Origin of the sequence: uncultured Nonlabens sp. (genome assembly GCF_947495285.1) — a bacterium.
Taxonomy (GTDB): domain Bacteria; phylum Bacteroidota; class Bacteroidia; order Flavobacteriales; family Flavobacteriaceae; genus Nonlabens.
Window position 1 is genome coordinate 58760 of sequence record NZ_CANLXZ010000013.1, and the last position, 26084, is coordinate 84843.

At 34.5% G+C, this 26084-nt stretch carries 21 protein-coding genes; 10 read left to right on the forward strand and 11 right to left on the reverse strand.

What is annotated here, in order from left to right:
- The first annotated feature begins 28 nt into the window (after positions 1-28).
- From Q0838_RS07245 to Q0838_RS07275, 7 genes are all read left to right on the forward strand, one after another.
- A complete protein-coding gene (locus Q0838_RS07245; RefSeq protein ID WP_298952858.1) occupies positions 29-835 on the forward strand; it encodes an SDR family oxidoreductase in 807 nt (268 codons plus the stop codon).
- Positions 836-1026: 191 nt separating this feature from the next.
- Positions 1027-4257 (forward strand): fibronectin type III domain-containing protein, encoded by a 3231-nt coding sequence (locus Q0838_RS07250; protein ID WP_298952860.1) that lies wholly within the window; start codon positions 1027-1029, stop codon positions 4255-4257.
- 809 nt (positions 4258-5066) lie between these two features.
- Entirely contained in the window at positions 5067-6059 is a 993-nt protein-coding gene (locus Q0838_RS07255; protein ID WP_298952919.1) for a glycosyltransferase, read from the forward strand.
- Positions 6060-6068: 9 nt separating this feature from the next.
- Entirely contained in the window at positions 6069-6995 is a 927-nt protein-coding gene (locus Q0838_RS07260; protein WP_298952862.1) for a hypothetical protein, read from the forward strand.
- Positions 6996-7592 (forward strand): dephospho-CoA kinase, encoded by a 597-nt coding sequence (gene coaE, locus Q0838_RS07265; protein WP_298952864.1) that lies wholly within the window; start codon positions 6996-6998, stop codon positions 7590-7592.
- 113 nt (positions 7593-7705) lie between these two features.
- Positions 7706-9229 carry a HAMP domain-containing sensor histidine kinase gene (locus tag Q0838_RS07270; RefSeq protein ID WP_298952866.1) on the forward strand — a complete coding sequence of 508 codons (1524 nt, stop codon included), beginning with the start codon at positions 7706-7708 and terminating at the stop codon, positions 9227-9229.
- Between the two features lie 16 nt (positions 9230-9245).
- Complete coding sequence (locus tag Q0838_RS07275; protein ID WP_298952868.1) at positions 9246-9962, forward strand: response regulator transcription factor; 717 nt, start codon at positions 9246-9248, stop codon at positions 9960-9962.
- Here Q0838_RS07275 and miaA read toward each other — a convergent pair.
- The 5 genes from miaA to Q0838_RS07300 all read right to left on the reverse strand — a co-directional run bounded on the left by miaA (position 9959) and on the right by Q0838_RS07300 (position 17854).
- The gene (gene miaA, locus Q0838_RS07280) at positions 9959-10882 is read right to left on the reverse strand and encodes a tRNA (adenosine(37)-N6)-dimethylallyltransferase MiaA (RefSeq protein WP_298952870.1); all 924 of its coding nucleotides are present in this window, start codon (positions 10880-10882) and stop codon (positions 9959-9961) included. The genes Q0838_RS07275 and miaA overlap by 4 nt on opposite strands.
- Positions 10875-11738 (reverse strand): ion transporter, encoded by an 864-nt coding sequence (locus Q0838_RS07285; RefSeq protein ID WP_298952871.1) that lies wholly within the window; start codon positions 11736-11738, stop codon positions 10875-10877. Before Q0838_RS07285 ends, miaA begins: the two co-directional genes overlap by 8 nt.
- 3 nt (positions 11739-11741) lie before the next feature.
- Positions 11742-14156, reverse strand: coding sequence for a thiamine pyrophosphate-dependent enzyme (locus Q0838_RS07290; protein WP_298952873.1), 2415 nt, complete (start codon positions 14154-14156; stop codon positions 11742-11744).
- Between the two features lie 55 nt (positions 14157-14211).
- On the reverse strand, positions 14212-17037 hold the full coding sequence (locus Q0838_RS07295; protein WP_298952875.1) for an aminopeptidase: 2826 nt from the start codon (positions 17035-17037) through the stop codon (positions 14212-14214).
- 127 nt (positions 17038-17164) lie between these two features.
- Positions 17165-17854, reverse strand: coding sequence for a TIGR00730 family Rossman fold protein (locus Q0838_RS07300; RefSeq protein WP_298952877.1), 690 nt, complete (start codon positions 17852-17854; stop codon positions 17165-17167).
- Between the two features lie 188 nt (positions 17855-18042).
- On the opposite strand from Q0838_RS07300, the gene Q0838_RS07305 reads away from it, so the two are divergent.
- From Q0838_RS07305 to Q0838_RS07315, 3 genes are read left to right on the forward strand one after another with little or no spacing between them, the layout of a single operon-like run.
- Complete coding sequence (locus tag Q0838_RS07305; RefSeq protein WP_298952879.1) at positions 18043-18642, forward strand: SprT-like domain-containing protein; 600 nt, start codon at positions 18043-18045, stop codon at positions 18640-18642.
- Positions 18639-19718, forward strand: a complete 1080-nt coding sequence (locus tag Q0838_RS07310; RefSeq protein WP_298952881.1) for a mannose-1-phosphate guanylyltransferase — start codon at positions 18639-18641, stop codon at positions 19716-19718. The genes Q0838_RS07305 and Q0838_RS07310 overlap by 4 nt, the downstream gene beginning before the upstream one ends.
- Positions 19718-21163, forward strand: coding sequence for a DUF389 domain-containing protein (locus tag Q0838_RS07315; RefSeq protein WP_298952883.1), 1446 nt, complete (start codon positions 19718-19720; stop codon positions 21161-21163). Before Q0838_RS07310 ends, Q0838_RS07315 begins: the two co-directional genes overlap by 1 nt.
- Positions 21164-21344: 181 nt before the next feature.
- On the opposite strand, the gene Q0838_RS07320 is transcribed toward Q0838_RS07315, so the two are convergent.
- The 6 genes from Q0838_RS07320 to Q0838_RS07345 all read right to left on the reverse strand — a co-directional run bounded on the left by Q0838_RS07320 (position 21345) and on the right by Q0838_RS07345 (position 26053).
- Positions 21345-22121 carry an HpaII family restriction endonuclease gene (locus Q0838_RS07320; RefSeq protein ID WP_298952884.1) on the reverse strand — a complete coding sequence of 259 codons (777 nt, stop codon included), beginning with the start codon at positions 22119-22121 and terminating at the stop codon, positions 21345-21347.
- Positions 22108-22869 (reverse strand): HNH endonuclease, encoded by a 762-nt coding sequence (locus tag Q0838_RS07325; protein ID WP_298952886.1) that lies wholly within the window; start codon positions 22867-22869, stop codon positions 22108-22110. The genes Q0838_RS07320 and Q0838_RS07325 overlap by 14 nt, the downstream gene beginning before the upstream one ends.
- Before the next feature lie 2 nt (positions 22870-22871).
- Positions 22872-23753 (reverse strand): DNA (cytosine-5-)-methyltransferase, encoded by an 882-nt coding sequence (gene dcm, locus Q0838_RS07330; RefSeq protein ID WP_366942029.1) that lies wholly within the window; start codon positions 23751-23753, stop codon positions 22872-22874.
- Positions 23754-24111: 358 nt separating this feature from the next.
- Positions 24112-24375 (reverse strand): hypothetical protein, encoded by a 264-nt coding sequence (locus Q0838_RS07335; RefSeq protein ID WP_298952887.1) that lies wholly within the window; start codon positions 24373-24375, stop codon positions 24112-24114.
- 176 nt (positions 24376-24551) lie between these two features.
- Positions 24552-25316 carry an ATP-binding cassette domain-containing protein gene (locus Q0838_RS07340; RefSeq protein WP_298952889.1) on the reverse strand — a complete coding sequence of 255 codons (765 nt, stop codon included), beginning with the start codon at positions 25314-25316 and terminating at the stop codon, positions 24552-24554.
- Entirely contained in the window at positions 25316-26053 is a 738-nt protein-coding gene (locus Q0838_RS07345; protein WP_298952922.1) for an ABC transporter permease, read from the reverse strand. Before Q0838_RS07345 ends, Q0838_RS07340 begins: the two co-directional genes overlap by 1 nt.
- Between the last annotated feature and the right edge of the window lie 31 nt (positions 26054-26084).

The following is a 26084-nucleotide window of genomic DNA, read 5'->3' on the forward strand; positions in this document are numbered from 1 at the left end:
TTTTATATTTGCTGCCTAATCAAGAATTATGGCTTACAATTTATTAAAAGGAAAAAGAGGAATAATATTTGGTGCTCTAGATGAAAACTCTATCGCATGGAAAACAGCTCAATTAGCTCATGATGAAGGAGCTACCTTTGTACTCACTAATGCACCAGTTGCTATGCGTATGGGGCAAATTAAAGAACTCGCCGAAAAAACAGGTAGTGAAATAATTCCTGCAGATGCGACAAGTATTGAAGATCTTGAAAACTTAGTAAAAAAGTCTGTAGAGATTTTAGGAGGTAAATTAGACTTTGTCCTTCACTCCATAGGTATGAGCGTAAACGTGCGTAAAGGAAATCTATACACAGATCAAAACTACAAGTACACTGAAAAAGGATGGGACGTTAGCGCTGTTTCCTTTCATAAAGTAATGCAAACGTTACATAAGAATGACGCTATGAATGAATGGGGTAGTATCGTAGCTTTAACTTATATGGCTGCACAACGTACTTTCCCAGATTACAACGATATGGCAGATAATAAGGCCTATCTAGAATCTATTGCACGTAGTTTCGGTTATTTCTTTGGTAAAGATAAAAAAGTGCGAGTAAATACCATCTCTCAATCACCTACACCTACAACAGCCGGTAGTGGGGTTAAAGGCTTTGATGGTTTTATAAACTATGCCGAAAAGATGAGTCCGTTAGGTAATGCTACTGCACAAGATTGTGCTGAGTATACCATGACTCTATTTTCTGACTACACTAAAAAAGTTACCATGCAAAACCTTTTCCATGATGGAGGATTTTCTAATACTGGAGTTAGTCAAGAAGTAATTGAAAAGTTCTAAATAAAAGAAATTCATTTTAAATAATTAAAAGCCTTATCTGTGGATAAGGCTTTTTCTGTTTTATCGCTTTCGCGAAAGCGGATAAAATCAATAAACAGCTATGAAAATGCAATTATTTTATTAAATTATTGTTAATAACAATTGAAAATCATTACATTAGCACGCAATTATCTAATCCAAAACAAACCTAAATGAAAACAAAACTACTTTTATTATTAATGTCTTTAATAACAACTGTGTCAGTGGCACAATGTGATTATACGTTAGAACTTACCGATAATTTTGGAAGTGAATGGGACTCAGGTGACAACCTGAACGCAAATGCAGGAGTTGACGTGACAATAGCAGGAACGACAACAACTTATTTGATTATGGATCCAGCAGCAGTTAGCGGTGAGCCAGCTGTAGAAAATTATACCATAACAGTTAATGATGGTGATGCAATCGATATCGATTATCGAGCACCATTCTTCTCAGGAGATGGTAGCTTTAGATTTATAGATTCAGAAGGTATAGAGGTTTATGCCTCTCCTGCAAATCAAGAGTCTATGATGGATATCTATGTAGACACAGCAAATTGTCCTACATGTTTTATGGTTTCCTCATTAACCGCTGATAATTTCACGGCTGCAGGAGCACAGATAGGATGGACGGCAACCGGTGCAGAAACAGCATGGGAGGTAGAGTATGGGCCAGTAGGTTTTGTACCAGGTTCAGGTACCATAGATAACGCAACTACAAATCCTTGGATTATAAATGGATTATCTGCCAGTACATCTTATGATGTATATGTGAGAGCTGACTGTGGAATGGGTGATATAAGTAGTAATCAAGGACCTTTAAATTTTACAACTACAGACTCCTGCCCAACACCTAGTGCTTTTAATCTTATTTCTGAGACAGAAGACACTATACAGTTTACGTGGGATGTAAATGGAAATCTTTCTACTAATTATGAAATTGAATACGGGCCTTCACCATATGCGCAAGGAGCAGGTGGGACTTCTATTCTTGCTTCCTCAGCACCATTTGCTTCAGTAAACAGCCTTGCTTCAAATACTTCTTATGACTTTTACATAAAAATAGATTGTGGAATGGGTGACTTCAGTGATTGGGCAGGTCCTTTTACAGCAACTACGTTACAATCCTGTCTAGATGTCTCGGCAATAGCTTTTTCTAATATAGAGCAAAACAGTATAGATATCTCGTGGTCTAATGGTGGTACTGAAACAGAATGGGAAATAGAATACACTACAGATTTAGGTGTTAATACTTTAGTTAATGCTACTTCTAACCCTTTTACATTAACAGGTCTTTCATCAGGTACTTCGTATGATATTTGTGTAACTGCAGTTTGTTCTTCAACAGACAGATCTACGTCGGTTTGTGATAGTATATCAACACCAGCAGATTGTGGAGATACAATTTATGATACTGGTTCTTCAACTGGTAATTATCAAAATAATGAGGATTATACAATTACTTATTTTCCAGAAAATGTAGGTGATGTAGTGACCTTAAATTTTACCTCAGTTGATTTAGAAAATTGTTGTGATACTTTAGAAGTATTTGATGGTGTAGATGTCACAGCCACTGCGTTTTCAAATGATTTAGAAGAGCCTGCTACTTTCAGAGCAACTAACCCTGATGGGGCAATAACCATACGTTTTAATTCTGATGTTTCTGTTACAAGAGCAGGTTGGGTTGCAGAATATACTTGTGGAGCACCACCTTCTTGTTTAGAGCCTTCTGATTTAACTGTGGCAAATGTAACCTTTGAATCTGCACAGTTATCATGGATTTCTGGTGGAAGTGGTGAGGCTTCTTGGGATGTAGAGATTGTTCTTGCAGGAACAACTCCTACTGGCATTCCAACTGACGTAGTCACTACTAATTCCTATCTTGCTACAGGGCTTTCTATAGCTACATCTTATGATTTTTACGTACGAGCTGACTGTGGTACTGGGACAAGTGTTTATATAGGACCTTTAAATTTTGCAACTACTGCTGCTTGTGGAGATATGATTTATGATACTGGTGCTTTAACCGATAATTATCAAAATAATGAGGATTATACAATTACTTATTTTCCAGAAAATGTAGGCGATGTAGTAACCTTAAACTTTACCTCAGTTGAAGTAGAAAATTGTTGCGATACTTTAGAAGTATTTGATGGTGTAGATGTTACAGCCACTGCGTTTTCAAATGATTTAGAAGACCCTGCTACTTTTAGAGCAACTAATCCTGATGGGGCAATAACCATACGTTTTAGTTCTGATGGTTCTATTACAAGAGCTGGTTGGGTTGCAGAATATACTTGTGGAGCACCACCTTCTTGTTTAGAGCCTACTAGCGTGGTAATTGATACAATAGATGCTACTTCAGCAAGTGCTTCGTGGTCTTCCTTAAGTGATGCGACAGTTTGGCAAGTTGAAGTGCAACCTACAACTATCCCGCAAGGTACAACAGGTGCGATTTATGAAAATCTTACTTCTACAAATCCTCAAGCGATCTCTGGACTATCACCACAATCTACTTATGATTTATATGTAAGAGCTGATTGTGGAGCTGGTGATTTTTCAAGCTGGGTGGGACCGATTACTTTTACGACTTTATGTGGTGTTGTTACTCAATATCCATATGTTACAGATTTTATGATGAATGCACCTAATCAATGTTGGAATGAGGCTATAGATGGCGAGATAGTAGACGGGCCTATAGGATTAGGAACTTCAGACTGGAGAACTGGTTCTTATGAAAATACAGCAGGTGTTGCTGTGCCTTCTAATACTATAAATCTATGGCAAAACATAGACAGAGAATGGTTGATCTCAGAGCAATTTGATATGTCTGGTTCAAGCAATGATGTGTTAACTGTAGAAGTAGCTGTAACTAATTATTCTTTTACAGGTGTTTCAACTGCTACAGATACGGATTCTATGGGTTCTGATGATCAAGTAGATTTATTAATAACAACAGATAGCGGGATTACATGGACTTCTTTGATGACGTGGAATCTCGCAAATCAACCAGATGTTACAGGTACTAACTTAACTTTTGATCTGTCATCTTATACCGGTACAGTTCAATTTGCGTTCATGGCTAGTGACGGAGATATAGCTGACACTGAGGATTATGACTTCCATGTTGGTGTATTTGAAATAGATGGTACTGCTGGTAATAACGATTTTGAAAAAACGGAATTTACAATTTATCCTAACCCAGTATCTTCTATACTTTATGTGCAAACTGATGCTTCTCTTAAAAAGCTGATTATTTATAATCTCATGGGACAAATAGTGAGGTCTAGAGAAGTAGAAAACAGAGCAGAAATTAATGTTCAAGAATTACCTTCTGGTATGTATCTAATTGAAATGATAAGCGATACAACAACAGAAACTGTTAGGTTTATAAAGGAATAGTTCTCAATAAAAATTATTTAAAAAGGGTCACTTAACGGTGATCCTTTTTTTTAATTAACATAAGTCTATTTAAAACTATATAAATAATTGCAGTAGATCACGGCTTATAATTAATTTGTCTATGCATGTAATGCTTGTTATTGCAAGTTTGAATGCTCTACCACAAAACAGCTGTCGATAGTAATTAAGTAATAATTATTTTAATCATTCTTTTACTACGATTAACTTATTCTAAGGTATTTATATAATGTCGTATGTATTTATATACGTAAAAAACGGCATATTCAGATATCAAAAAATCAATTATCGAACTCAAAACACTCTTCGGTAAAAAGACCAGTCTTAAGAAGGAAAAGCGGTTGAAGAGTTTCTTATTAATAAAGAATGGGAAATTTAAGACTCGCCAGGAAGCAGCAGATAGTGTCTTTGTCCATATTATATTTTAGAGCGCTGGTTAAGTAATTATAAGGAAGGTGGTATGGAGCTGATGATTACAGATAAACCAAATTAAAGTTGCCATATTTTTTAACTATAAGCACAAAGTTGAGCTCATTTAAATACCATATTTCTCTTAAGCTTCAACTCTTTTAAGTGATCCATGTTTTTTTTCATGGATATCTTCAAGTTTAAAAGAAATTAAGTAAACCTTTTTGCAGCTTTTACATATCCAGTCTTTTCAGTAGTTTTTATTACACTTGTGTCTGTGTACATCATTATTCTAGGGCGGGACTTCCAGTCATATAAAATAAAAAGGTCACTCTTTACAGAATGGCCTTTTTTTATTGACTATTTTTGACAGCGTGAACGCTATTTACTACTCTATTATTATTCCTGTTTTCAATAGGCCAGACGAGATTGAAAAACTTCTCCATAGTATTTCTGTTTTAAAATTTGACGATAAATTTGAGGTGGTTGTTATAGAAGATGGTTCTACTTTGAGTAGTGAGGCTGTTTGTTCTCGCTTTCGCGAAAGCGTAAACATCAACTATCTTTTTAAATCTAATTCTGGCCCAGGAGATTCTAGAAATTATGGCATGCGTAATGCTGTAGGAGATTATTTCTTAATTCTAGACAGCGATTGTATACTTCCAGAAGATTATTTAAAGAATGTGGATAGGTATTTAAAGCAAAATTATGTAGACTGTTTTGGAGGTCCTGATGCCGCGCATGATACATTTACTGATTTACAAAAATCTATAAATTATTCAATGACTTCTTTTCTTACCACTGGTGGTATAAGAGGTGGAGGAGAGCAGCTAGGTAAATTCCAGCCTCGCAGCTTTAACATGGGAATAAGTAAAAAGGCATTTATTGCCACGGGAGGTTTTGGTAAGATTCATCCTGGTGAAGATCCAGATTTAAGTATTAGATTATGGAATAAAGGTTTTAAAACGGTCTTAATTAAGGATGCTTACGTCTATCATGAAAGACGTATCTCATGGAAATTATTTTATAGGCAGGTAAATAAATTTGGTAAAGTGAGGGTAATCTTGAATAAATGGCATCCAGAGACTAGAAAAATAACCTATTGGTTTCCTACCTTATTTAGTTTGTTTTTTATTATTTCTTTAATCTTAAGCATATTAGGGTATGGTTTACCTATATTTTTGTATTTCATTTATATAGTAGCTATTTTTATACATGCAAGTATTAAAAATGGATTAAAAGTAGGTTTAGGGGCGACTATAGCAGCTATGATTCAGCTAGTAGGTTACGGCACTGGTTTTCTATATTCTTGGTTTAAGATTTATGTTTTAGGTGTAGATGAGAGAAAAGCGTTTCCAAAACTTTTTTTCAATTAATAGACGAGAATGAGGTATAAAAAATATATAGGTTTTCCACTAGTTGTTATCGCTGTGGCTAGTTTGTGGTTTATATCAAAGTATAAAGATGTTTATAAGGAAGAGATAGAATTTAATGTTAGTTTTATAAATGTACCAGAAGATGTAGTTATAAGTTCTACAGTTAATGAATTGAAAATTCCTATTGAGATAAGTGCTAGTGGGTTTACTCTTATATGGGAAAAAACTTTTGGACATAGTCTGCTTCTAGACTTTAAGAAAAATACATATAGTAGAAATGATTCCTTGTTTTTTAATCCATCCAGGAGTTTAAAAAACATGAAACGTTCTAAAGAGATTTCTTATGAGATTCTTAATATTGAAGATCAAGAGATTTCTATTGATATGAAACGGTTTGATTCTAAAAGAGTGCCTCTCGTTAATAATTTAAAAATTGAATATAGTTCAAATTATGTAGCTATAAAAGATCCTGCTTTTACAGTAGACAGTGTTACCGTAACTGGAAATGACGCTGCAGTAGCTGCTCTTAAAGAAATAAAAGTAAGCGGTGAACCAATAATGGTTAAGGATTCTATAACTTCTATCAATGTGAATCTTAATGAATCATATCCCGACTTGAGATTTAATAATGCTCATGTTACCCTATCTATAGTCGCTACTGAGATGACAGAAGGTAGTGTAGAATCTTATGTGCATTTAATTAATGCACCTATCGATGCAGAGATTAAGCTTATACCTGAAAAAGTGACTGTGGTTTATTCTACTCCGATAGCTCATTTTGATAAGATAAAAGATAGTGACGTTAGGGTAATAGTTGATTATAAACAGGTAAATGATCTTAATACAGCAATAATTCCGGAGGTGAAATTAATGAATCCAAATATGGTTTCTTCTCGTATTTCTCCTAAACAAATTCAAGTTCTAACTATTAAGTAAATGAAGATAATAGGGTTAACAGGTGGTATAGGTAGTGGTAAAACTACAGTAGCAAAGGAATTTGAAAAACTAAATATACCCCTTTTTATAGCAGACAATGTTTCTAAAATGCTACTTGCTACCGATGAAACCGTTATAGACGCTGTTACAACTATGCTAGGAGAAAGATCTTATTACACTGATAATAAAGGGGAATTAGTACCTAATAAAAAATTCATAGCTTCAAAGGTTTTTAATGATCCAGAATTATTAAAATCTTTAAATAAGATACTTCATCCTGCTGTTAGACACTATTTTGATACCTGGATAAAAGAACAAAAAGCTCCCTATGTAATTTATGAAGCTGCTATATTATTTGAGACTAATGGAAATGAATTTTGCGATCATGTTATTTTAGTAACTGCATCTTTAAAAGAAAGATATCGCAGAGTAATGGCTCGAGATAAAGTGTCTGAAAAAGAGGTGAGATTGAGGATGAGTAAACAATGGTCTGATTCTCAAAGAATAATATTAAGTGATTTTGTTATAGTAAATGAAGATCTTCAAAAATTAAAGGGTTTTGTGAGAAGTATTCACGATGTTTTGTTAAAAAATTAGAGACGATTGTTAATTTTACAAAGTTAATATATGGTTAAAGAGTTTTTAACACTTTGGCTATATGTTAAATTTGCACTGTGCAGAAACGAGTTTTATATTCATTAATAGCTTTGATGAGCTTATCCCTAGCAGGTATTGTTATGGTCCAGTTGTACTGGATTGTTAATAGTGTTAATGATAAGGAAGATCAATTTTCATTTGCGGTTAGTCAGACGCTAGTTTCTGTATCTTCAGAACTGGATAACCGTGAGGTAGAAAAAGTATATAATGTTTTAGATCATATTAGAGATAGTCTAGGTGTGCAGCCAGATTCTAGAACCATAAGTGAATTAATGCTTATCCAGCGCAATCAAAATCTAGATGAAAGGTCTGCATACAGTAATAGTTTAATAAATGAGAACTATAAGTTGAATCCTCAATTATTGGATCTAGATCTAGATAGTCTTACTTTTAATCAACTTCTCAATAAAAAGAGCTCGTTAATTAAAGGCTCTGATTCTATAAAGAAAAAGAAAACCCTTAAAGAGTTATCGCAGTTAGATAAATATAAAAAGGAACTAGATGCTGAAATTATAAGTAATTATAATAGCTTACTTCCTATTTCTCAACGTGTAAGTATAGAAGAATTACAGTCTATTATTAAAGAAGAGTTAGTAAATCGATCTATAAAGACCGATTTTGAGTTTGCTATCTATCAAGATGGATTTGCTACACGTATACAGTCAGATGACTTTGATTTTATTCCTAGTGGTACATGGGCTTATTCTATTTATAAGAATAGTAATTTAGATACAGAGCCTTATGAGTTGTACATAAGTATGCCAGATAGAAAAATTTACATTCTTTCTTCTATTACAGGTATGGCTTTATTGTCTCTTATATTCACCACAGTAATAGTTGTAGCTTATTCTAACGCCATTAAACAAATTTATAAGCAAAGACAAATATCTCAAATAAAAACAGATTTTATAAATAACATGACGCATGAGTTTAAGACACCTATAGCTACCATTAATTTAGCTCTAGATTCCTTAAAGCATCCTAAAATATCTTCAGACCCTGAGAAAGTAGCAAACTACCATAGAATGATACGTGAAGAAAATAAGCGCATGCACAGTCAGGTAGAGAATGTCTTGCGCATTTCTAAACTAGAGAAAGATAATTTAAACATAGATAAAGAACGTCATGATATGGATGATATCATGATAGACGCTATCTCCCATATTCAATTGATACTAGAAGAAAGAGGTGGTGTGGTAAAAACTCATTTTGGAGCTTTGAGAACAGAGGTTCTAGTTAACGAGAGTCATATTACTAATGTTATAGTAAACGTTTTAGAGAATGCTATCAAATACACAGAGGGCAGTCCTATTATAGATGTATTTACAGAAAATGTAAAAGATAAGCTTGTAATCAAAATAAGAGATCAAGGAATAGGAATGAGTAAGCAAGCGCAACGTAAAGTATTTCAAAAGTTTTTTAGAGAACATACTGGAGATATTCACAATGTAAAAGGACACGGTCTAGGTCTAGCTTATTCAAAAAGAATTTTAGACGATTGTAATGGAGAAATCCATGTGGAGAGCACAAAAGGTAAGGGTAGTACATTTAGTATTCATTTACCTGTAATAACATAATTTAAATTAATTACTTATGGAAACTGAGAATAAAAAAATACTTCTTGTAGAAGATGACCCAAATTTTGGAACTGTATTAAAAGATTATCTTTTAATGAATGACTTTGATGTTACACATGCTAAAAACGGTATGGAAGGGTTTGAAAAATTTAAGAAAGATAACTATGATCTATGTATTCTTGATGTAATGATGCCATATAAAGATGGTTTTACACTTGCAAAAGAGATTAGAGAAAAAAATGAAGAAGTACCTATCATTTTCTTAACCGCAAAGGCGATGAAAGAAGATGTATTAAGAGGTTATAAAGTAGGAGCAGATGACTATCTTAACAAGCCTTTTGATAGTGAAGTGCTACTTATGAAGATAAGAGCAATCATGCAGCGTAAAGGACAAGATAGTCTAGCAGATTCAAAAGAATTTGAATTTCAAATAGGTAGTTTCCATTTGAATTCTAAATTAAGATTCTTATCAGTTGGTGAAAATGAACCTGTAAAACTCTCCCCTAAGGAGAATGAATTATTACGTTTACTTGCACTGCACCTTAACGATCTAATGCCTAGAGAACTAGCATTAACAAAAATATGGAGAGATGATAATTACTTTACGTCTAGATCTATGGATGTTTATATAGCAAAGTTGCGTAAATATCTTAAAGAAGATGATAATGTAGAGATCGTTAACATACATGGAGAAGGTTTCCGTTTGTTAGTTAAAGATCAAGTAGATTATTAATTAAGATTGTTTCTCATAAGTAAAACATTAACTCGCTCTACAATTTCTGTATGGCGAGTTTTGTAATGATACCATTTTACAGAGATATCCTTGCGATACCAGGTTAATTGACGTTTTGCAAATCTACGAGTATTGCGTTTTATTAATCGCACCGCTTCTTCATAACCATGCTCTTTATTAAAGAACCCAAAAAATTCTTTATAACCTACAGTTTGTAAAGCATTAAGTTCTTGGTGGGCTATAAGTTGGCGAGCTTCTTCTTCAAGTCCTCTCTCTAACATGATGTCCACACGACGATTTATGCGATCATAAAGATCTTCACGACTGGCCTCGAGTCCTATTTTTATGACTTTAAAATCTCGTTGTTGAGCAGTTCCAGATCTTAAGTCACTCATTTTTTTGCCGCTAGCGCGATATATTCCTACGGCTCTAAGTAATCTATGAGCATTGTGAATATCTACCGTGCTGTAATACTCTGGATCTATGTGTTCTAATTCTTTTTGTAACCAGGTAATTCCTTTAATCTCAAATTCTTCTCTCAAGAAATCTTGAATCTCTATGGAAACATCAGGAAATATATCTAGTCCATGAGTAACTGCCTTTTCATAAAGTGCACTACCACCTACCATAACAACGACATCATTTTTCTCAAAAAGAGTTGGTAATAGATCCATTACATCTCTTTCAAAATCTCCTACAGAATAATCATCCAGAATACTTCTATCCTGAATAAAATAGTGAGTTGCAGCTGCCAGTTCTTCTGGTTCTGGGACAGCAGTTCCTATGGTCATTTCTTTATAAAACTGTCTGGAGTCTGACGATATGATGGATGTGTTGTACGCTTTCGCGAAAGCGATACTCAAAGCAGTCTTTCCTATTCCAGTAGGGCCTACGATACATAGTAGAGTCTTGTTATTCATCTAATGGGTATCCACATTTATGACAGAAAGCAGCACCGTCTTGATGCTTTTTAGAGTGACAATTTTGACAAATTTGAGTGTTTACGTGTCTGTATTCAGGATCTTCTTTTAGTCTATTATTTTCTTTTTTACTCTGTGAATATTCTGCACTCACTATTCCTGTAGGAACAGCTATGATTCCATAACCCATAATCATGATTAAAGTGGCAAGAAACTGTCCTAAAGGTGTTACAGGTGCAATGTCACCAAAACCTACCGTGGTTAATGTTACTATACACCAGTAAATAGATACTGGTATGCTTACAAAACCACTCTCAGGACCTTCTACTAGATACATGAGGGTTCCCATAATTATAGAAACTACCAGTACAGCAAATAGAAAAACGGCAATCTTAGGGCCACTAGATCGTATGGCTTTACTAAGCTTATCTGCCTCTCCTATGTAACGAGTTACTTTTAATATTCTAAATACTCTAAGCAATCTTAATGATCTCACTGCTAGTAGAGCGTTAAGTCCACCGAAGAAGAACGTTAAGTAAAGTGGTATAGTAGATAGTAAATCTATTATACCATAAAAGCTAAAAATATACTTAGCCGGTTTATTTATAGAAATCACTCTCAATATATATTCTATGGTAAAGAATATGGTAATGATCCACTCTGCAACAATAAATTCATCAGCATATTTTTTTCCATAGGCTGGGACACTTTCCATCATTACCAGCACAAGACTGATTATGATAATAACTAAGAGTATAATATCAAAAATCTTTCCTCCAGGCGTGTCTGCTTCATAAATAACTTCATGAATTTTGCGACGCCATTTACTGGAAATATGTCTATCGTTCACAGCCATAAATTAGCTATGCTTAGGGAATTTAGTTGGATTTACTTCATTCATAATGTCATAAACTTTTTCAAAAACATCGTCTACACTAGGTTTTGAGAAGTAATCACCATCTGTTCCATAAGCTGGTCTGTGTGGTTTTGCGGTGATACACTGCGGTTTGCTATCTAGGTGTGGCCATGCATTTTGTATATCTACAATCTCTTGTAATATGTAGGAGCTAGCACCACCAGGTACATCTTCATCAATAACTAATATTCTGTTGGTTTTCTTAACGCTTTCTAGAATTTCATGATTTAAATCAAATGGTAAAAGAGATTGTACATCGATAATTTCTACATCTATACCAGCTCTTTCTAATTCTATCGCTGCTTCATCCACTATTCTCAAAGTAGAACCATAAGATACTAGAGTAATGTCTTTTCCTTCTCTTAAAGTTTCTACTTTACCTATAGGTGTTTTAAATTCTCCAAGATTAACCGGTAATTTTTCTTTTAATCGGTAACCGTTAAGGCACTCTACAACTAGTGCAGGCTCATCGCTTGCTATAAGAGTGTTATAAAAGCCTGCTGCCTGGGTCATGTTTCTAGGTACTAAAACATGAATACCACGCACTAGATTAATAATTCCACCCATTTGAGAGCCGCTGTGCCATATACCTTCTAGTCTATGACCTCTAGTTCTTATAATTACTGGAGATTTTTGTTTACCTGCTGTACGGTATTGTACCGTAGCGAGGTCGTCACTCATTAATTGTAAACAGTAAAGTAAGTAGTCTAGGTATTGAATCTCTGCTATAGGTCTTAGTCCACGCATAGCTAGTCCTATCCCTTGACCTAGTATGGTAGCTTCTCTTATTCCAGTATCTGCCACTCTTAACTCGCCATACTTTTCTTGCATGCCTTCTAGACCTTGATTTACATCACCTATACGACCGGCGTCTTCACCGAAAACCATAATTTCTGGATGGGTTGCAAATAATACGTCAAAGTTATCACGCATGATAAGTCTTGCATCTACATATTTACTAGTCTCGTCATAAATAGGGGCAACAGTCTCTACGTTAACGGCGCTTTTTACAGACTCACTATGTAAATTACTGCTGTATTTTTCTTGTATTCTATTTTTATTTTCTGTGAGCCAGTTGTTTAGAGCTGTAATAGCGTCGTGCTTTTCTTGAAGAGTAAATCTTAAAGTTTTTCTTACAGCCTCAAAGATATCTTTGCGGTACGGTTCTTTTTCTGCTTTAAGGTTTTGAGCCAGTGGTTTAATAAACACACCATTAGAAGAAATATCTGCGACAGCATTGATAAGAGTTACAGCCTCATCGCGCTCGCTATTAATAGGATTTAAATAAGCATTCCATGCAGCTTTTTTTCCTTCTCTAACTTGTTTTTTTATAGATTTTTCCAGTTCAGAAAGTTCTTCTTCTGTCGCAAAATCATTATCGATCAACCATTTTCTAAATTGAACGTTACAGTCATACTCGCGTTCCCATTTAAGACGGTCTTCATCTTTATAACGCTCATGAGATCCACTCGTACTGTGTCCTTGTGGTTGTGTAAGTTCGTCCACGTGTATCAATACCGGCACGTGTTCTTCTCTTGAAATTTTGCTTGCTTTTTCATAAGTGTCTACTAGAGCCACATAATCCCAACCCTTAACCACCATAATTTCAAAACCATCATGCTGGTCATCTCTTTGAAAACCTGCTTGTATTTTACTTATACTCTCTTTGGTAGTCTGGTGTTTTGCATGTACTGAGATTCCATAGTCGTCATCCCATACACTTATTACCATAGGTACTTGTAGAACACCGGCAGCATTAAATGTCTCCCAGAAATGGCCTTCACTTGTACTGGCATTACCTATGGTACCCCAGGCAACCTCGTTTCCTTTATTAGAAAAACCGTTGTCTGTAGCAATAAGTTCATTATTTCTATATACTTTAGATGCTTGTGCTAGGCCTAATAATCTAGGCATTTGCCCAGCTGTAGGAGAGATGTCTGCACTAGAATTTTTCTGGTCTACCAGTCTTTTCCAGCTTCCATCTTCATTTAAACTATGCGTAGCAAAGTGTCCACCCATCTGTCGACCGGCACTCATGGGCTCATCATTAATATCGGTGTTTGCATAAAGCCCAGCAAAAAATTGCTCTATAGTAAGTTCTCCTATCGCCATCATAAAAGTCTGATCGCGATAATAACCACTTCTAAAATCTCCATTTTTAAAAGATCTTGCCCATGCGAGCTGTGGTAATTCTTTACCATCACCAAATATTCCAAACTTAGCTTTTCCAGTAAGAACTTCTCGGCGACCTAAGAGACTACATTCTCTACTGGTTACCGCCACCTTATAATCACTAATTAGTTCTTCTTTAAAGTCTTTTCTAGCTAGTTGTTGCTGTCCGTTAACTGAGTTTTGCATCATTTTTTCCATTATCGCAAAGGTACAATTTTAACCTGCGAGTTGCAATGCAAAGCTAATACCACCTTCTGGTAAAAAGTTTTACAAAAGTGTTAATGTCTAGAGTAACTATAAAACGTATTTTTTCGTCATATTTATCTTGTCCCATTTCCCAGCCATTATTACTGTAAACAGGGAAATACAGCTCAAAATAATCTTGCAAAAAATTTAAACGTATTCCAGAATCATAGACAAATTTTGCATCGCGATCTCTGTTTTTTACAAACCCCACGTCTCCATAAACATGAATATAATTCCATAAACTGTACGATCCATTTACCGTGGTAATCCACTGATTTGCAAATGCTGGTTCTAATTGTGATTTAAAACCACCTTCGGCCACGATTAATTGTTGAGAGAATATACCGCTATCCTCAGATCTACCGTAGTAGTTGTAATCAAATAAATAGTCTGTAGGTCTATCTAGTGCAAAGGAGAAAAAATCGCCGTTAGATGCGCTATTGTTGGATAGAAAAGCACCAGCAAAAACTCTAAAATCTAGTTGTCTATTATTTTTAAATAACTTTCGCCATCGCAATCTGTATGTTGCTTTAGTAAATTTACTAGAGATTTCTGTTCCTATATTATAATTAAATACGCGTTTTAAATTATTATCAGAATGTGAGAAATTTATGCTGAATACGTTGTAATCTGGCTCGTCTACTGGGCTTAATGGGTCTCGATCACGGTCTACATAAATATTTCTAAAACTTAAGGACTGGATCTTATTACTACGTAAATCTTCAGGACGGTAACTAAATTGTAAAAAGCCGCTCGCACGTCGGTACAATAGATCATCAGCATAAGAAAAGGTATTTGCACTCACTCCATACCTCACACGATACAGTCTTTCTTCTCGATTTTGAACAGGATGTGCATAGCTCAGACTAATAGATCCCACCAGCTTGTTAGAGTTAGTCCCATATCCAGGTTTAATGCTATATCGCAATGGTTTAGGTAATAGATTTCCATTGTAAAATCTTGTTCCTAGAGTAAGACCGTCATAGATGTTAAATTCTATATCGGGCATTAAAAATATTTGAGAACGTTCTGGATCTTCCACATCTTTAAATAAACGGAATTCTAACGGACGGTTCAATGAAGGGAATCCCTTTAGGGTCTTGTAATTATCACGTGGATTAAACTCGGTTATGAGTTTTTCATAGTTTATGGCTATTCTGTTAGCACGCTTTCGCGAAAGCGAGATCACACTATCACCTCTCACACCTTCTATCCATCTCTTATCTATAATGCTGTTGTTATCTAGTAAATAGACAGGAATAGGAATGTTAAGTTGCGACTTATTCTTGATTCTGAATGAAACGGAGTCTTTGGTTTTATGAACGTTTCTTATCGTCCAGTCCAGCTGTTTATGGGTAGTGATGTAGTCGTCAAAAAACCAGTTGACATCTTTGGGAGCGTCTTGTTGCACTATTTTTCTAAAATCAGAAACGTCTGTGTAAGCGTTATGATTTGCGGTGTAATAATCTCTTATAGATTGTTCTAGGCTGCTGTCTTCTAGATAATCGTTTAAGAAATTTAGTCCTATGGCGGCTTTAAAAGGTATTCCTAATTGCTGATTGTACTTTACCAGCTGGTCTGCAGGCGTGTTGACAGCCTCGTCCAGATTGCGTCTTGCGCTGTTAAGGTAGAGTAGTGGATAACTCTCGCTAAATTTGAGTTGCGTGACATTAAAACCTCTCAATCCCCATACATTACTAAGTTTACCACTTATTTTAAGATCTGGATAGTAAAGTTGCTGGTATTGCATCATTAAATACACCATGATAGATTGTTGTATCCAGGCTTCTTTTCTAGGATTAACGTGTACACCGTTTTCTACCCATTTGCGTGTTAGTGCTTTGAGCATTTTAATTTCATAAGTAAAACCGGCAGGAAAAGGATTTATAAAACTAGGTAAAGAACTTAACCCATAAACTGGATTCTCTCGATAATAACGGTCGGATACAAAGACATCTTTTTCTCGATAATCACCCAGTCTAGTCTGAAGAAAGCTAGCAATTCTATCGTTAAAAATTACTTTCATTTCTAGAGGTACATCGCTGTCATCTATATCTGTGATAATGTTAATGCCTGGTACACTGTAGGTTTTAAAAATATCGATGTCGTTGAGCACATGAAGAATAACACCACGATTATGGCTTGCTGTAAATAAATAACTATGACGCGTGTCTGGTAACGCCTCTTGTGCAGTGGTAATATTACTTATCGCTCGATGTGTTGCTGGTATGTGTAGAGAGATCGAAAAATCCATGGGTGCGCCATAGAAATCATCTAGATCTTTATGAGAATAATAATCCCATGCTCCATCTTTAAACGGTGCAGGGTGCAGATACCAGTGTTTTAGAGTGTATTCTCCTTTAGAATTTTTTCCATAGCCGGTAAAATCGTCTTCTGGTATTTTAACCGTATAATTTAAATCTATGTTGCGAGTAGCGCCTGGTGGCAATGGCTCTTTAAAATAAAGTTTTATAATATCTTGTTGACCATCTAGTCGCTCGATGCGATAATGTTGATCAAAGTTAGAGTCTGTGGTGATAGTTGTTCTACCTCGCTCTTGATCATTTGCAAACTGAAATTTGTTTTTAAAATCTTCGGCAAAGCGTGTTGCAAGCGGTGTTTGTGTAGAAGAAAATGCATTTGCCCAATCTAGAAGTATGATGTAATCCCAGGCTGCATCGCTATCGTTATAAATTTCTAGATCTTGATTTATAGACAGCAAGTCTTTATCGCTATCTAGATGTGCGATAATGTCTGTTTTGTACTGTGCGTGTAGGACACAAGTAAACAAAAGCAAAAGAAGAACTAGCTTTTTAGTCATAATCTGTATAAGATTTGCTTTTGGTAGAATAAAAAATAATTTAAAATGAAGTTCAAGTCTAGTTATAAAATATCACAGGAGTTTCCTGTTTATATAACAAAGACTTGAACTTTTAATTGCAATAACCCTAGAAATTAGGACTCAGGCTGTATTTAGAATAGAACTCATTGATAATTTCAATAGCCTCGTCACTAGTATCTACTACATGTAGTAAATCAATATCTTGTGGCGAGATGGTAAAGAACTTTTTATCAAGAGTAGATTTGATCCAGTCTAGTAAACCACTCCAGAAATCTGTACCTACCAGTATGATAGGGAATTTACCTATTTTGTTAGTTTGAATTAATGTAATTGCTTCAAACAGCTCATCTAGGGTGCCAAAACCACCTGGCATCACAACAAAACCTTGAGAGTATTTTACAAACATTACTTTACGAGCAAAGAAATAATCAAAATCAAGACTCTTATCATGATCGATATAAGGGTTATCATGTTGCTCAAATGGCAATGCGATATTAAGACCTACAGAGGTACCACCAGCTAGATGAGCACCTTTATTACCAGCCTCCATAATACCAGGTCCACCACCTGTAATAACTCCATAACCATTATCCACTATTTTACCAGCAATCTCTGTCGCTAGTTGATAGTATTCATTATCTGGTTTTAATCTAGCACTACCAAAAATGGATACACATGGCCCGATACGACTCATGCGTTCAAATCCCATTACAAATTCAGATAATATTTTAAAGGTTGCCCAGCTATCGTTAGTCTTTAAATCATTCCAACCTTTTTCTCTTATTTCTTTTCTCATTATTAAACTTTAAGTTTTTATTGTAATTTTCTAAATCTATAACTTCATAGACCTACTTACAAACATAACGACTATGCTTTTATAAATAATCAGTTTACTGTAAATTTTAGCAATTATTAATGTTGTAAAATCGTTGATTTCCCTCTAATTATTTTTAATATCGCAGTTCATGAATAGTATCTTTTAAAATGTCAGTTTTAGAAAAATATCTTCCTAAACTTGCCACGGCACCATTAACTGCGTTATTGCAGCAAAATCAGGTGCATCTTAAAATTGTAAATGAGCGCAAGACCAGACATGGAGATTATCGTAAAAACCCAGACGGTTCTCATGCAATAACCATAAATTCAAATCTTAATAAATACCGGTTTTTAATAACCCTAGTGCATGAAATAGCACACCTAGTGGCGTTTCAAAAATATGGTAGACAGATAAAACCCCATGGAGTAGAGTGGAAACATACGTTTCAAAAACTCATGCTTCCCTTTTTAAGGCCAGACATTTTTCCCAAAGATTTACTGCCTGTACTAGCACGACATTTTAAAAACCCTAAAGCGAGTAGCGATACAGATGCAATGATGAGTGTCGCCCTAAAATCATACGACCCAGAAAGTGATAAAAGCTATATCTTTGAAATACAAGAAGGGACTACCTTTTTAGGACCTAGCGGTAGAAAATTCCAAAAAGGAAGTAAATTGCGTAAACGCTACCGTTGTGTAGAAATAAGTACTGGAAAAGTGTATCTTTTCCAACCTAACGCGCAAGTAGAAGTATTAAAAACAATATGAATAACAACAACTACGCAGTAATTATGGCTGGCGGTGTTGGTTCTCGATTCTGGCCAGTAAGTAAGCAATCTTTTCCTAAACAATTTCACGATATGTTAGGAATAGGTAAGTCACTCTTACAGATGACCTTTGATCGATTAAAGCATCAAATTCCAGCACAGCACATACTAGTATTAACTAACCATGCCTATGTAGACCTAGTAAAGGAGCAATTGCCCGACATGAACTTTGACAACATAGTTGCAGAGCCTGCTATGCGCAATACCGCTCCATGTATTTTACTGGCTGCTTTAAAGATTCAGAAAATGAACGCGCAGGCCAGTATGATAGTTGCACCTAGCGATCATTACATTGCCCAAGAGGACATCTTTAACGAAGACCTTAATACTGCATTTGATTTCTGTAAATTACATCCAGACGCGTTAATGACCTTAGGAATACAACCTACGTTTCCTAATACTGGTTATGGATATATTGAATTTAATAAGGAGGAAAGTGAGGTAAAAAAGGTATCTCAATTTAGAGAAAAACCAGATCTTAAAACGGCTCAAGAATTTATCGCTGCAGGTAATTTTTTATGGAATGCAGGGATTTTTATTTGGAATGTAGATAGTGTCGTTTCCGCTTTCGCGAAAGCGCAACCACAATTAACCTCTTTATTTAAAAATGGATTATCTGTTTTAAATACCAACAATGAAACACAATGGCTAGAAGAAAATTATCCAAAAGCCGATAATATTTCTGTCGATTATGCGATCATGGAAAAAAGTGAAGACGTGTATGTATTACCTGCACGTTTTTCATGGAATGATCTAGGTACATGGGGCTCGCTTTATGAAAAACTAGATAAAAATGATAAGCAAAGTGCTGTAGTAAATGCGTCTGTGACAGAGATAGATTCTAGTAAAAATATGATAAGAACGGCAGCTGGTAAGAAGGTAATCGTTCAAGGGCTAGAAAATTACATAGTAGTAGATCAAGACGATGTATTAATGATTATCCCTATGACTGAAGAGCAGGAAATCAAACAAATACGTAATAAAGCCATGGAAAAATATGGCAATAATATAGGTTAATGGAAGAGCAGAATGTGAATAAAGTAGACGAGAATCTACTCGAGGATAACAAACAAAAGATAACCGGTATATGGGAGAATATTATGGAGTTTTTACACAATCTTCTAGATATACGTGAGGACTCTGACCGTCATGAAACCATAGACTCTGTAAGAAAGGATATCTCTTTTCAAGGACACAATGCCTGGATTTTGATATTTTCTATCATGGTGGCATCTATAGGTCTTAATGCAAATTCTACTGCCGTGGTAATAGGCGCCATGCTTATCTCTCCACTTATGGGACCTATAGTAGGTATGGGATTAGGTACGGCTATTAATGACAGTAATATGTTGCGTCGTTCTCTTACTAATCTAGGTGTTATGGTAGGACTATCGCTTCTTACAGCGACCTTGTACTTTTTTATCTCTCCTATTAAAGAGGCAGAAAGTGAGATACTCGCGAGAACTGCGCCTAACATTCTAGATGTATTGGTCGCTATATTTGGTGGTCTAGCGCTTATAGTTGCTAAGGCAAAAAAAGGAACTATTTCTAACGCCATTGCAGGTGTAGCTATTGCGACAGCCTTAATGCCGCCGCTGTGTACGGCAGGTTTTGGTATTGCAAATGGAGAATGGGGATTCTTTGGTGGGGCGATGTACTTATTTTGTATCAACGCTGTATTTATTGCACTTACTACCTATGTGGTCTGTAAATTATTGCAGTTTCCTATGGTGAAATATGCAAATGAGGCAAAAAGAAAACGTACCTCTCGTATAGCGGCTCTAGTAGGTTTTATAGTTTTAGCTCCTTCTATTTGGTTTTTTATACAATTGTATGAAAAGCAAAAATTCATCATTGATTCAAAGAAATTTGTTCAAGAAAATATGATTTATGAAGGTACTCGAGCAACACCAGAATGGGATCAAGAAAAGAAACAGCTAGATGTGACTATTATAGGTAAAGAAGTACCAGAGTCGTTAATCAATGACTGGAAAGCAAGATTTGCAAAAATAGACGGTTTTGAAGATAGTAAAATAGAGATTTATCAAGGTAGCCGTACGATTTTAAATTCAGGAAATGAGAATTTTGAAAAACTGCAAGAAGAGCGTATCAACGATATAAAGCAATTGCAAAATAAAGACCAGCGCATTATCGCTTTACAAAATGAGTTGAATATTTTAAATAGTAAAACTCAAAAAATAGAGATGATAAGTGAAGAGGCAGCATTGATCTATCCGCAATTATCTAGTATAGCACATGCCCATGAGATTAAGAAAGATCTATTAACACAAACCTATGACACCACAGACGTGTTTACGGTAAGTTACAAAGATTCTACCCTAACCGGTAACGATACACAGACCATGAAAAAAAACATGGCAAACTGGCTTTCTTACCGCATGAAGCCCCACAAAATTAAAGTCAACGAGTCTTTTCCTGTAATAGAAAAAACAGCGAAGTAGTAGGTAGTTGGTAGAAGTAAAAAAAAGCTCTCAAGAACTTTATTCTAGAGAGCTTTTTTTTACTTCTAATTAAAGATAATGAATTCCTTTTTCTGCTGTTTTAGCGGTGTAAAGCGATACAAATTCTTTGTTATGTATGGCATCTTTGTAGGATGCTGCAACTAAGTATTTAATAGTTACTCTATGCTTTAATTTGAAAATTTAATTTAATGAAAGAACCATGTTCATTCTTATAAACACTTCCATATCCCATTTTTGAGCCTGAAGGGTTGTCAAGTCTTGCAGAGTTTTTTAAATATTGTTTGAACTTATTAAAGTCTATTAAATGATAACAAAGCATTTCTGCATTTGGTTTAATAATAATAATACCTCCGACTATATCATATTTGCCAGACCATACTGCTTTTGAGGTCATTCCTAAAGCAGCTTCAACTAAAAAATTCACTAATCTATATTCGTAAAACTTATGACCTTGAGAAAGGTTATAATTCATAGGGTTATCTTCTCTAATTTTTTTAATTACATCATTTATCTTAACTATACTGCTAATATACTTGTCTTTGACTATATGAGCTATTATCTCAGGTAAATCACTATCAATTACTTGAAGATTTAACTTAAAAGTATCGTCATCAAAAGAGTCAAAATTAACTTGGTAACCTAGTTCTGTTAATTTTGAAATTCGTTTTATATACTTATGGCCTTTCGTAATTGAGTTTACCTCAATTAAATCATCATCAGAAATAGGTTTACCATTATCATCAACTATTTTAAATGTAATGTTTGTTGTTTCGTTAAGTTTTAAAATTTTTGGATTATTATCCAAAAAAGATTTTATACTTACTTCTTTTGAAATTATATGACCATCAGTTTTGTCATATTTCCTTATATGTGAGTAATTCTCATTTAAAGAGCGTTTGATGAAATATCCAGAATGTATATTATCAATTATATTCATTGTTTTTAAATTTGGAATAGTGGTCTTTTAAAAATTCTAAATTTGGAAGAAATTTTTCTGGAAGTTTAATCTTTTTATTTTTGTATTGAGTGAAATAGAAATCATTCTCTCCTTTTTCATAATCCAAAAGGTATTTAGAAACGGTGATTTTGTAATTCGTATCAATACTTATTAATCCTTTATCAAAAGCCTTATCGTGAAGATTATTTAAGCAAAGACCATTTCTAGGGTTTGTTCTTTCAACGTTTTCACTCCAGGGAATTATATGACTTGCAATTAGAAGCTCTGGAATTTTGATTCCAGTAATACAGCAAGTCAAATTATATGCCGATAAGACTGAACTTCTAAAAAAAGATTGATTGACCCTTGTTTTCACTAATTTTAGTTTGTCTTTCCCAGTTGGAAAATTTTCTACTATAACTTCGTCTTCAATATTTTTACCTTGAAATTTAGATATAATCTTTTCACTTTCGAAAGCTAAATCATCCCAATTTCCGTGAAATTCATTCCAAATAATTTCTTCTAACTGACTTCCGTTTACTAAACCTGTTATTCCTTTTTTCTTAAGTTCTGGGTCTAATCTACCTAAATTTCCAATCTTCATATTTAAGGCAGAAGGTGAACGCCCAATAATATTTGCATATTTAATTATAGTAGGATTTGTTTTACTGCTATTTTTAAATGGTATTTTGCAATAAACGTTGAATGCAACTATAGTTTCTTCTCTTGACCAGTTTTTTCTTGACATTCTTAAGATGCGTTAGTGATAGAAGTGGAAAGCCCACAGCGAGGCACGAGCGAGGACTTGAAACGGATAGCCCGACCCTTTAGGGTAACGCCCAAATCTTTTCGGAAACCAACAATGAAAATCCGTTCACGATTTTGGGGAACGCCAAACTCTTTTGCATTTAGGATTTTAGGCTCAGGAATATAATAACCAAGATCTTCTCGAAGTACATTAAGTATGGTTTTTAAAGTTTTTCCTTTGTCATGATTTCTTAATCCCTTTACATTTTCTAGAAATACGGCTTTTGGTTTTTTATTTTTTATAATTTCAGCTACATCGAAAAATAGTGTTCCGCGAGTATCTTCAAATCCTCCTCGTCTACCAGCAATGGAAAATGCTTGACAAGGAAAACCTGCACATAATACATCAAAATCATCTGGAATGTAACTTTTTGTTTTAGCTTTAGTGATGTCACCAAATGGTATTTCTCCAAAGTTGACACGATACGTTTGTTTAGAGTATTTATCCCATTCACTTGTAAATACACATTTACCTTGTAAATTTTGAAATGCTAATCTAAAACCACCAATACCAGCAAAAAGATCTATGAATTTAAATTTAGGCTTTATTGGAGCTGGAAAAGGAAGTGTCTTATCTGAATCGAAAATTAAATATTGAAGAGCCTCTTCGGCAACTTTGTTAGTTATTTTATTGGCTGGATATTCTTTAGATAATTTTTCTTTAACAAATTCTACTGCGTCTCTTTTATAGAATTTAGACACGCCGTTTTTATGATTATGAATATAATGAGTAAAAGAAGCTGGTTTGGAATTTCCTTCTTCAATAATATTTACTTCAAAAAGCTGACCATCAATATTTTCTATATGTATACTTTCTTTTGACATTTGTCTATCTGATTCTGTAAAGCAAGTTAAATAAGTTGTTTTTATAGAAGTACGTTTTTGATTTTTAATTGTTCACATTTTTAATTATATATTGAATGATGGTATATGTTTTTAACTAATTCGAGAAAGTAATATTATTCTAATGCATTTCAATTCATTCAATACCAAATGATTTCTAAGAACTATTACGATTAGTGAGATGTGAAATCTTGTATTACTATTGTAGTTTTATAACTTTTATTTGTCTATTCTGTTGAAATAACCTTGGATGATCATCTTAACTACGGAAGCACTGATGGAGATGAGATGTATAAAATTGAATTATGTATTTAATACAGTGATTAAATATTATTTCTATTTAAAGGTAACTTTCATCTGAAGAGTTTTCACCTATTTGCTTAGTGATAATTTCAATAGCCTCTTGTTTTCCTAAAATATTTCCAAACTCCAACAAGGAATCTGTATCACGATAAACACCGTTTCTATCATTCCATGATAACCAATCTATCAAGTCTAATCGTGTCCATAAATTTAATTCAGTTTTAAGCTCATTCTTATTGAGCTCCATTATTTTATAATTAGGATCTCTAAACTTTTGTTCTTCTTGAAACGTTGGATACATAGTTATGCGTTTTATTTTAATTAAAGATAATTGATTTGTGATTAAAAATCTAATAATCAATTATTTAAATTAAATGAAGTTTGAATATAAGATTAGATGAAAAACAGTTTACCTTTCTTTTAAAAATACGCAAATCAGAAATGTCATAATCAGACTTAAGCTTTCTAAAAGTTTTTTTACAACCCCTTATTCTGTGCAATACGAACCTTCTTAAACAGGTTAGAGCTATATACAAAGTCGGTTACGGTTTCATTATCGGTTTTAAAGATCTCTTGGTTCGTTCCTTTCCAGGCCAGTTTACCATCTTTTAAGAAGACTATGGTTTCACCTATTTCCATTACAGAGTTCATATCATGCGATATGATTACTGTGGTGATATCGCGCTCGTGTGTGATTTCTTGAATTAAGTTATCGATTACCGTTGCCGTTTTAGGATCGAGTCCAGAATTTGGCTCATCACAAAATAAAAATCTAGGGTTGTTTACTACCGCTCTCGCTAGTGCCACACGTTTTTGCTGTCCGCCAGATATCTCACTAGGCATTTTTTTATTAAGACCTACTAGATTAACACGTTCTAAAATCTCGTTTGCGTTTTCCTGTCGCTCTTTTAAACGCATTTTTGTAAACATGCGTAAAGGGAACATTACATTTTCTTCTACAGTAAGCGAGTCGAATAAAGCACTGTGCTGGAAAAGCATCCCCATTTCTTTACGCAAATTACTCTTGCGTTCTATTTCCATTTCATTAAGAGGCTCACCGTCATAAATAATCTCACCACTATTAGGAACAAATAGCCCCAACATATTTTTAAGAAAAACAGATTTACCAGATCCACTGGCGCCTATAATCATATTAGTTTTTCCTTTTTCAAATGTTGCGGTAATTCCCTTTAGAATTTCTTCATCGCCAAAACTCTTGCGCAAATCGTTTACTTGTATCATTAGCTTAAAAGTAATTGAGTTAGAATATAATTTGCTATAATGATGGCGACACAAGTCCAGACAAAGCTGGTCGTGCTCGCTTTACCTACTTCTAGGGCACCACCTTCCATATAATAACCATGGTAACTGGGTATAGTGGCCAGCATTAAACCGAAGACCATGGTTTTTATAAAAGCATAAGCTACATGCCATGGTATAAAACTATCTTGTAATCCTATAATAAAATCTTCAGAGCTAGCAAGACCGCCATAGACAGACGCTAGATAACCACCAGCTATTCCTACGAACATGATAATAGCAATCAAGAACGGATAGAAAAGCAGGGCTATGATTTTAGGGAAAATCAAGTAATTTAAAGGGTTGATACCCATAACTTCTAGTGCATCTATTTGCTCAGTAACACGCATAGAACCTATACTAGAGGTAATATAAGAGCCTACCTTACCGGCCATAATAACCGATATAAATGTAGGGGCAAATTCTAGAATTATAGATTGCTTTGTAGCAAAACCTATTAATGATTTAGGAATCAATGGGTTATCTAGATTAAGCGCAGTCTGTAAGGCAACAACGGCACCCATAAATAGAGAGATAAATGCGGTGATGCCTAGAGAACCAATAATAAGGTCGTCTATTTCTTTAAGGATTAACTCCTTTAGAACTATTGCTTTAGTCGGTCGTTTAAAAACGCCGTACAACATGATCATATAACGTCCTATGTGTTTTAAAAATTTCATCGTGGTAAAAATAGATAAAAATAATTCCACA

Excerpts from the sequence above, each read along its gene's own strand:
- Q0838_RS07245 (WP_298952858.1), top strand. The coding sequence starts at position 29 with ATGGCTTACAATTTATTAAAAGGAAAAAGAGGAATAATATTTGGTGCT.
- Q0838_RS07250 (WP_298952860.1), top strand. The coding sequence starts at position 1,027 with ATGAAAACAAAACTACTTTTATTATTAATGTCTTTAATAACAACTGTG.
- Q0838_RS07260 (WP_298952862.1), top strand. The coding sequence starts at position 6,069 with ATGAGGTATAAAAAATATATAGGTTTTCCACTAGTTGTTATCGCTGTG.
- coaE (WP_298952864.1), top strand. The coding sequence starts at position 6,996 with ATGAAGATAATAGGGTTAACAGGTGGTATAGGTAGTGGTAAAACTACA.
- Q0838_RS07270 (WP_298952866.1), top strand. The coding sequence starts at position 7,706 with ATGAGCTTATCCCTAGCAGGTATTGTTATGGTCCAGTTGTACTGGATT.
- Q0838_RS07275 (WP_298952868.1), top strand. The coding sequence starts at position 9,246 with ATGGAAACTGAGAATAAAAAAATACTTCTTGTAGAAGATGACCCAAAT.
- miaA (WP_298952870.1), bottom strand. The coding sequence starts at position 10,882 with ATGAATAACAAGACTCTACTATGTATCGTAGGCCCTACTGGAATAGGA.
- Q0838_RS07285 (WP_298952871.1), bottom strand. The coding sequence starts at position 11,738 with ATGGCTGTGAACGATAGACATATTTCCAGTAAATGGCGTCGCAAAATT.
- Q0838_RS07290 (WP_298952873.1), bottom strand. The coding sequence starts at position 14,156 with ATGCAAAACTCAGTTAACGGACAGCAACAACTAGCTAGAAAAGACTTT.
- Q0838_RS07295 (WP_298952875.1), bottom strand. The coding sequence starts at position 17,037 with ATGACTAAAAAGCTAGTTCTTCTTTTGCTTTTGTTTACTTGTGTCCTA.
- Q0838_RS07300 (WP_298952877.1), bottom strand. The coding sequence starts at position 17,854 with ATGAGAAAAGAAATAAGAGAAAAAGGTTGGAATGATTTAAAGACTAAC.
- Q0838_RS07305 (WP_298952879.1), top strand. The coding sequence starts at position 18,043 with ATGTCAGTTTTAGAAAAATATCTTCCTAAACTTGCCACGGCACCATTA.
- Q0838_RS07310 (WP_298952881.1), top strand. The coding sequence starts at position 18,639 with ATGAATAACAACAACTACGCAGTAATTATGGCTGGCGGTGTTGGTTCT.
- Q0838_RS07315 (WP_298952883.1), top strand. The coding sequence starts at position 19,718 with ATGGAAGAGCAGAATGTGAATAAAGTAGACGAGAATCTACTCGAGGAT.
- Q0838_RS07320 (WP_298952884.1), bottom strand. The coding sequence starts at position 22,121 with ATGAATATAATTGATAATATACATTCTGGATATTTCATCAAACGCTCT.
- Q0838_RS07325 (WP_298952886.1), bottom strand. The coding sequence starts at position 22,869 with ATGTCAAGAAAAAACTGGTCAAGAGAAGAAACTATAGTTGCATTCAAC.
- dcm (WP_366942029.1), bottom strand. The coding sequence starts at position 23,753 with ATGTCAAAAGAAAGTATACATATAGAAAATATTGATGGTCAGCTTTTT.
- Q0838_RS07335 (WP_298952887.1), bottom strand. The coding sequence starts at position 24,375 with ATGTATCCAACGTTTCAAGAAGAACAAAAGTTTAGAGATCCTAATTAT.
- Q0838_RS07340 (WP_298952889.1), bottom strand. The coding sequence starts at position 25,316 with ATGATACAAGTAAACGATTTGCGCAAGAGTTTTGGCGATGAAGAAATT.
- Q0838_RS07345 (WP_298952922.1), bottom strand. The coding sequence starts at position 26,053 with ATGAAATTTTTAAAACACATAGGACGTTATATGATCATGTTGTACGGC.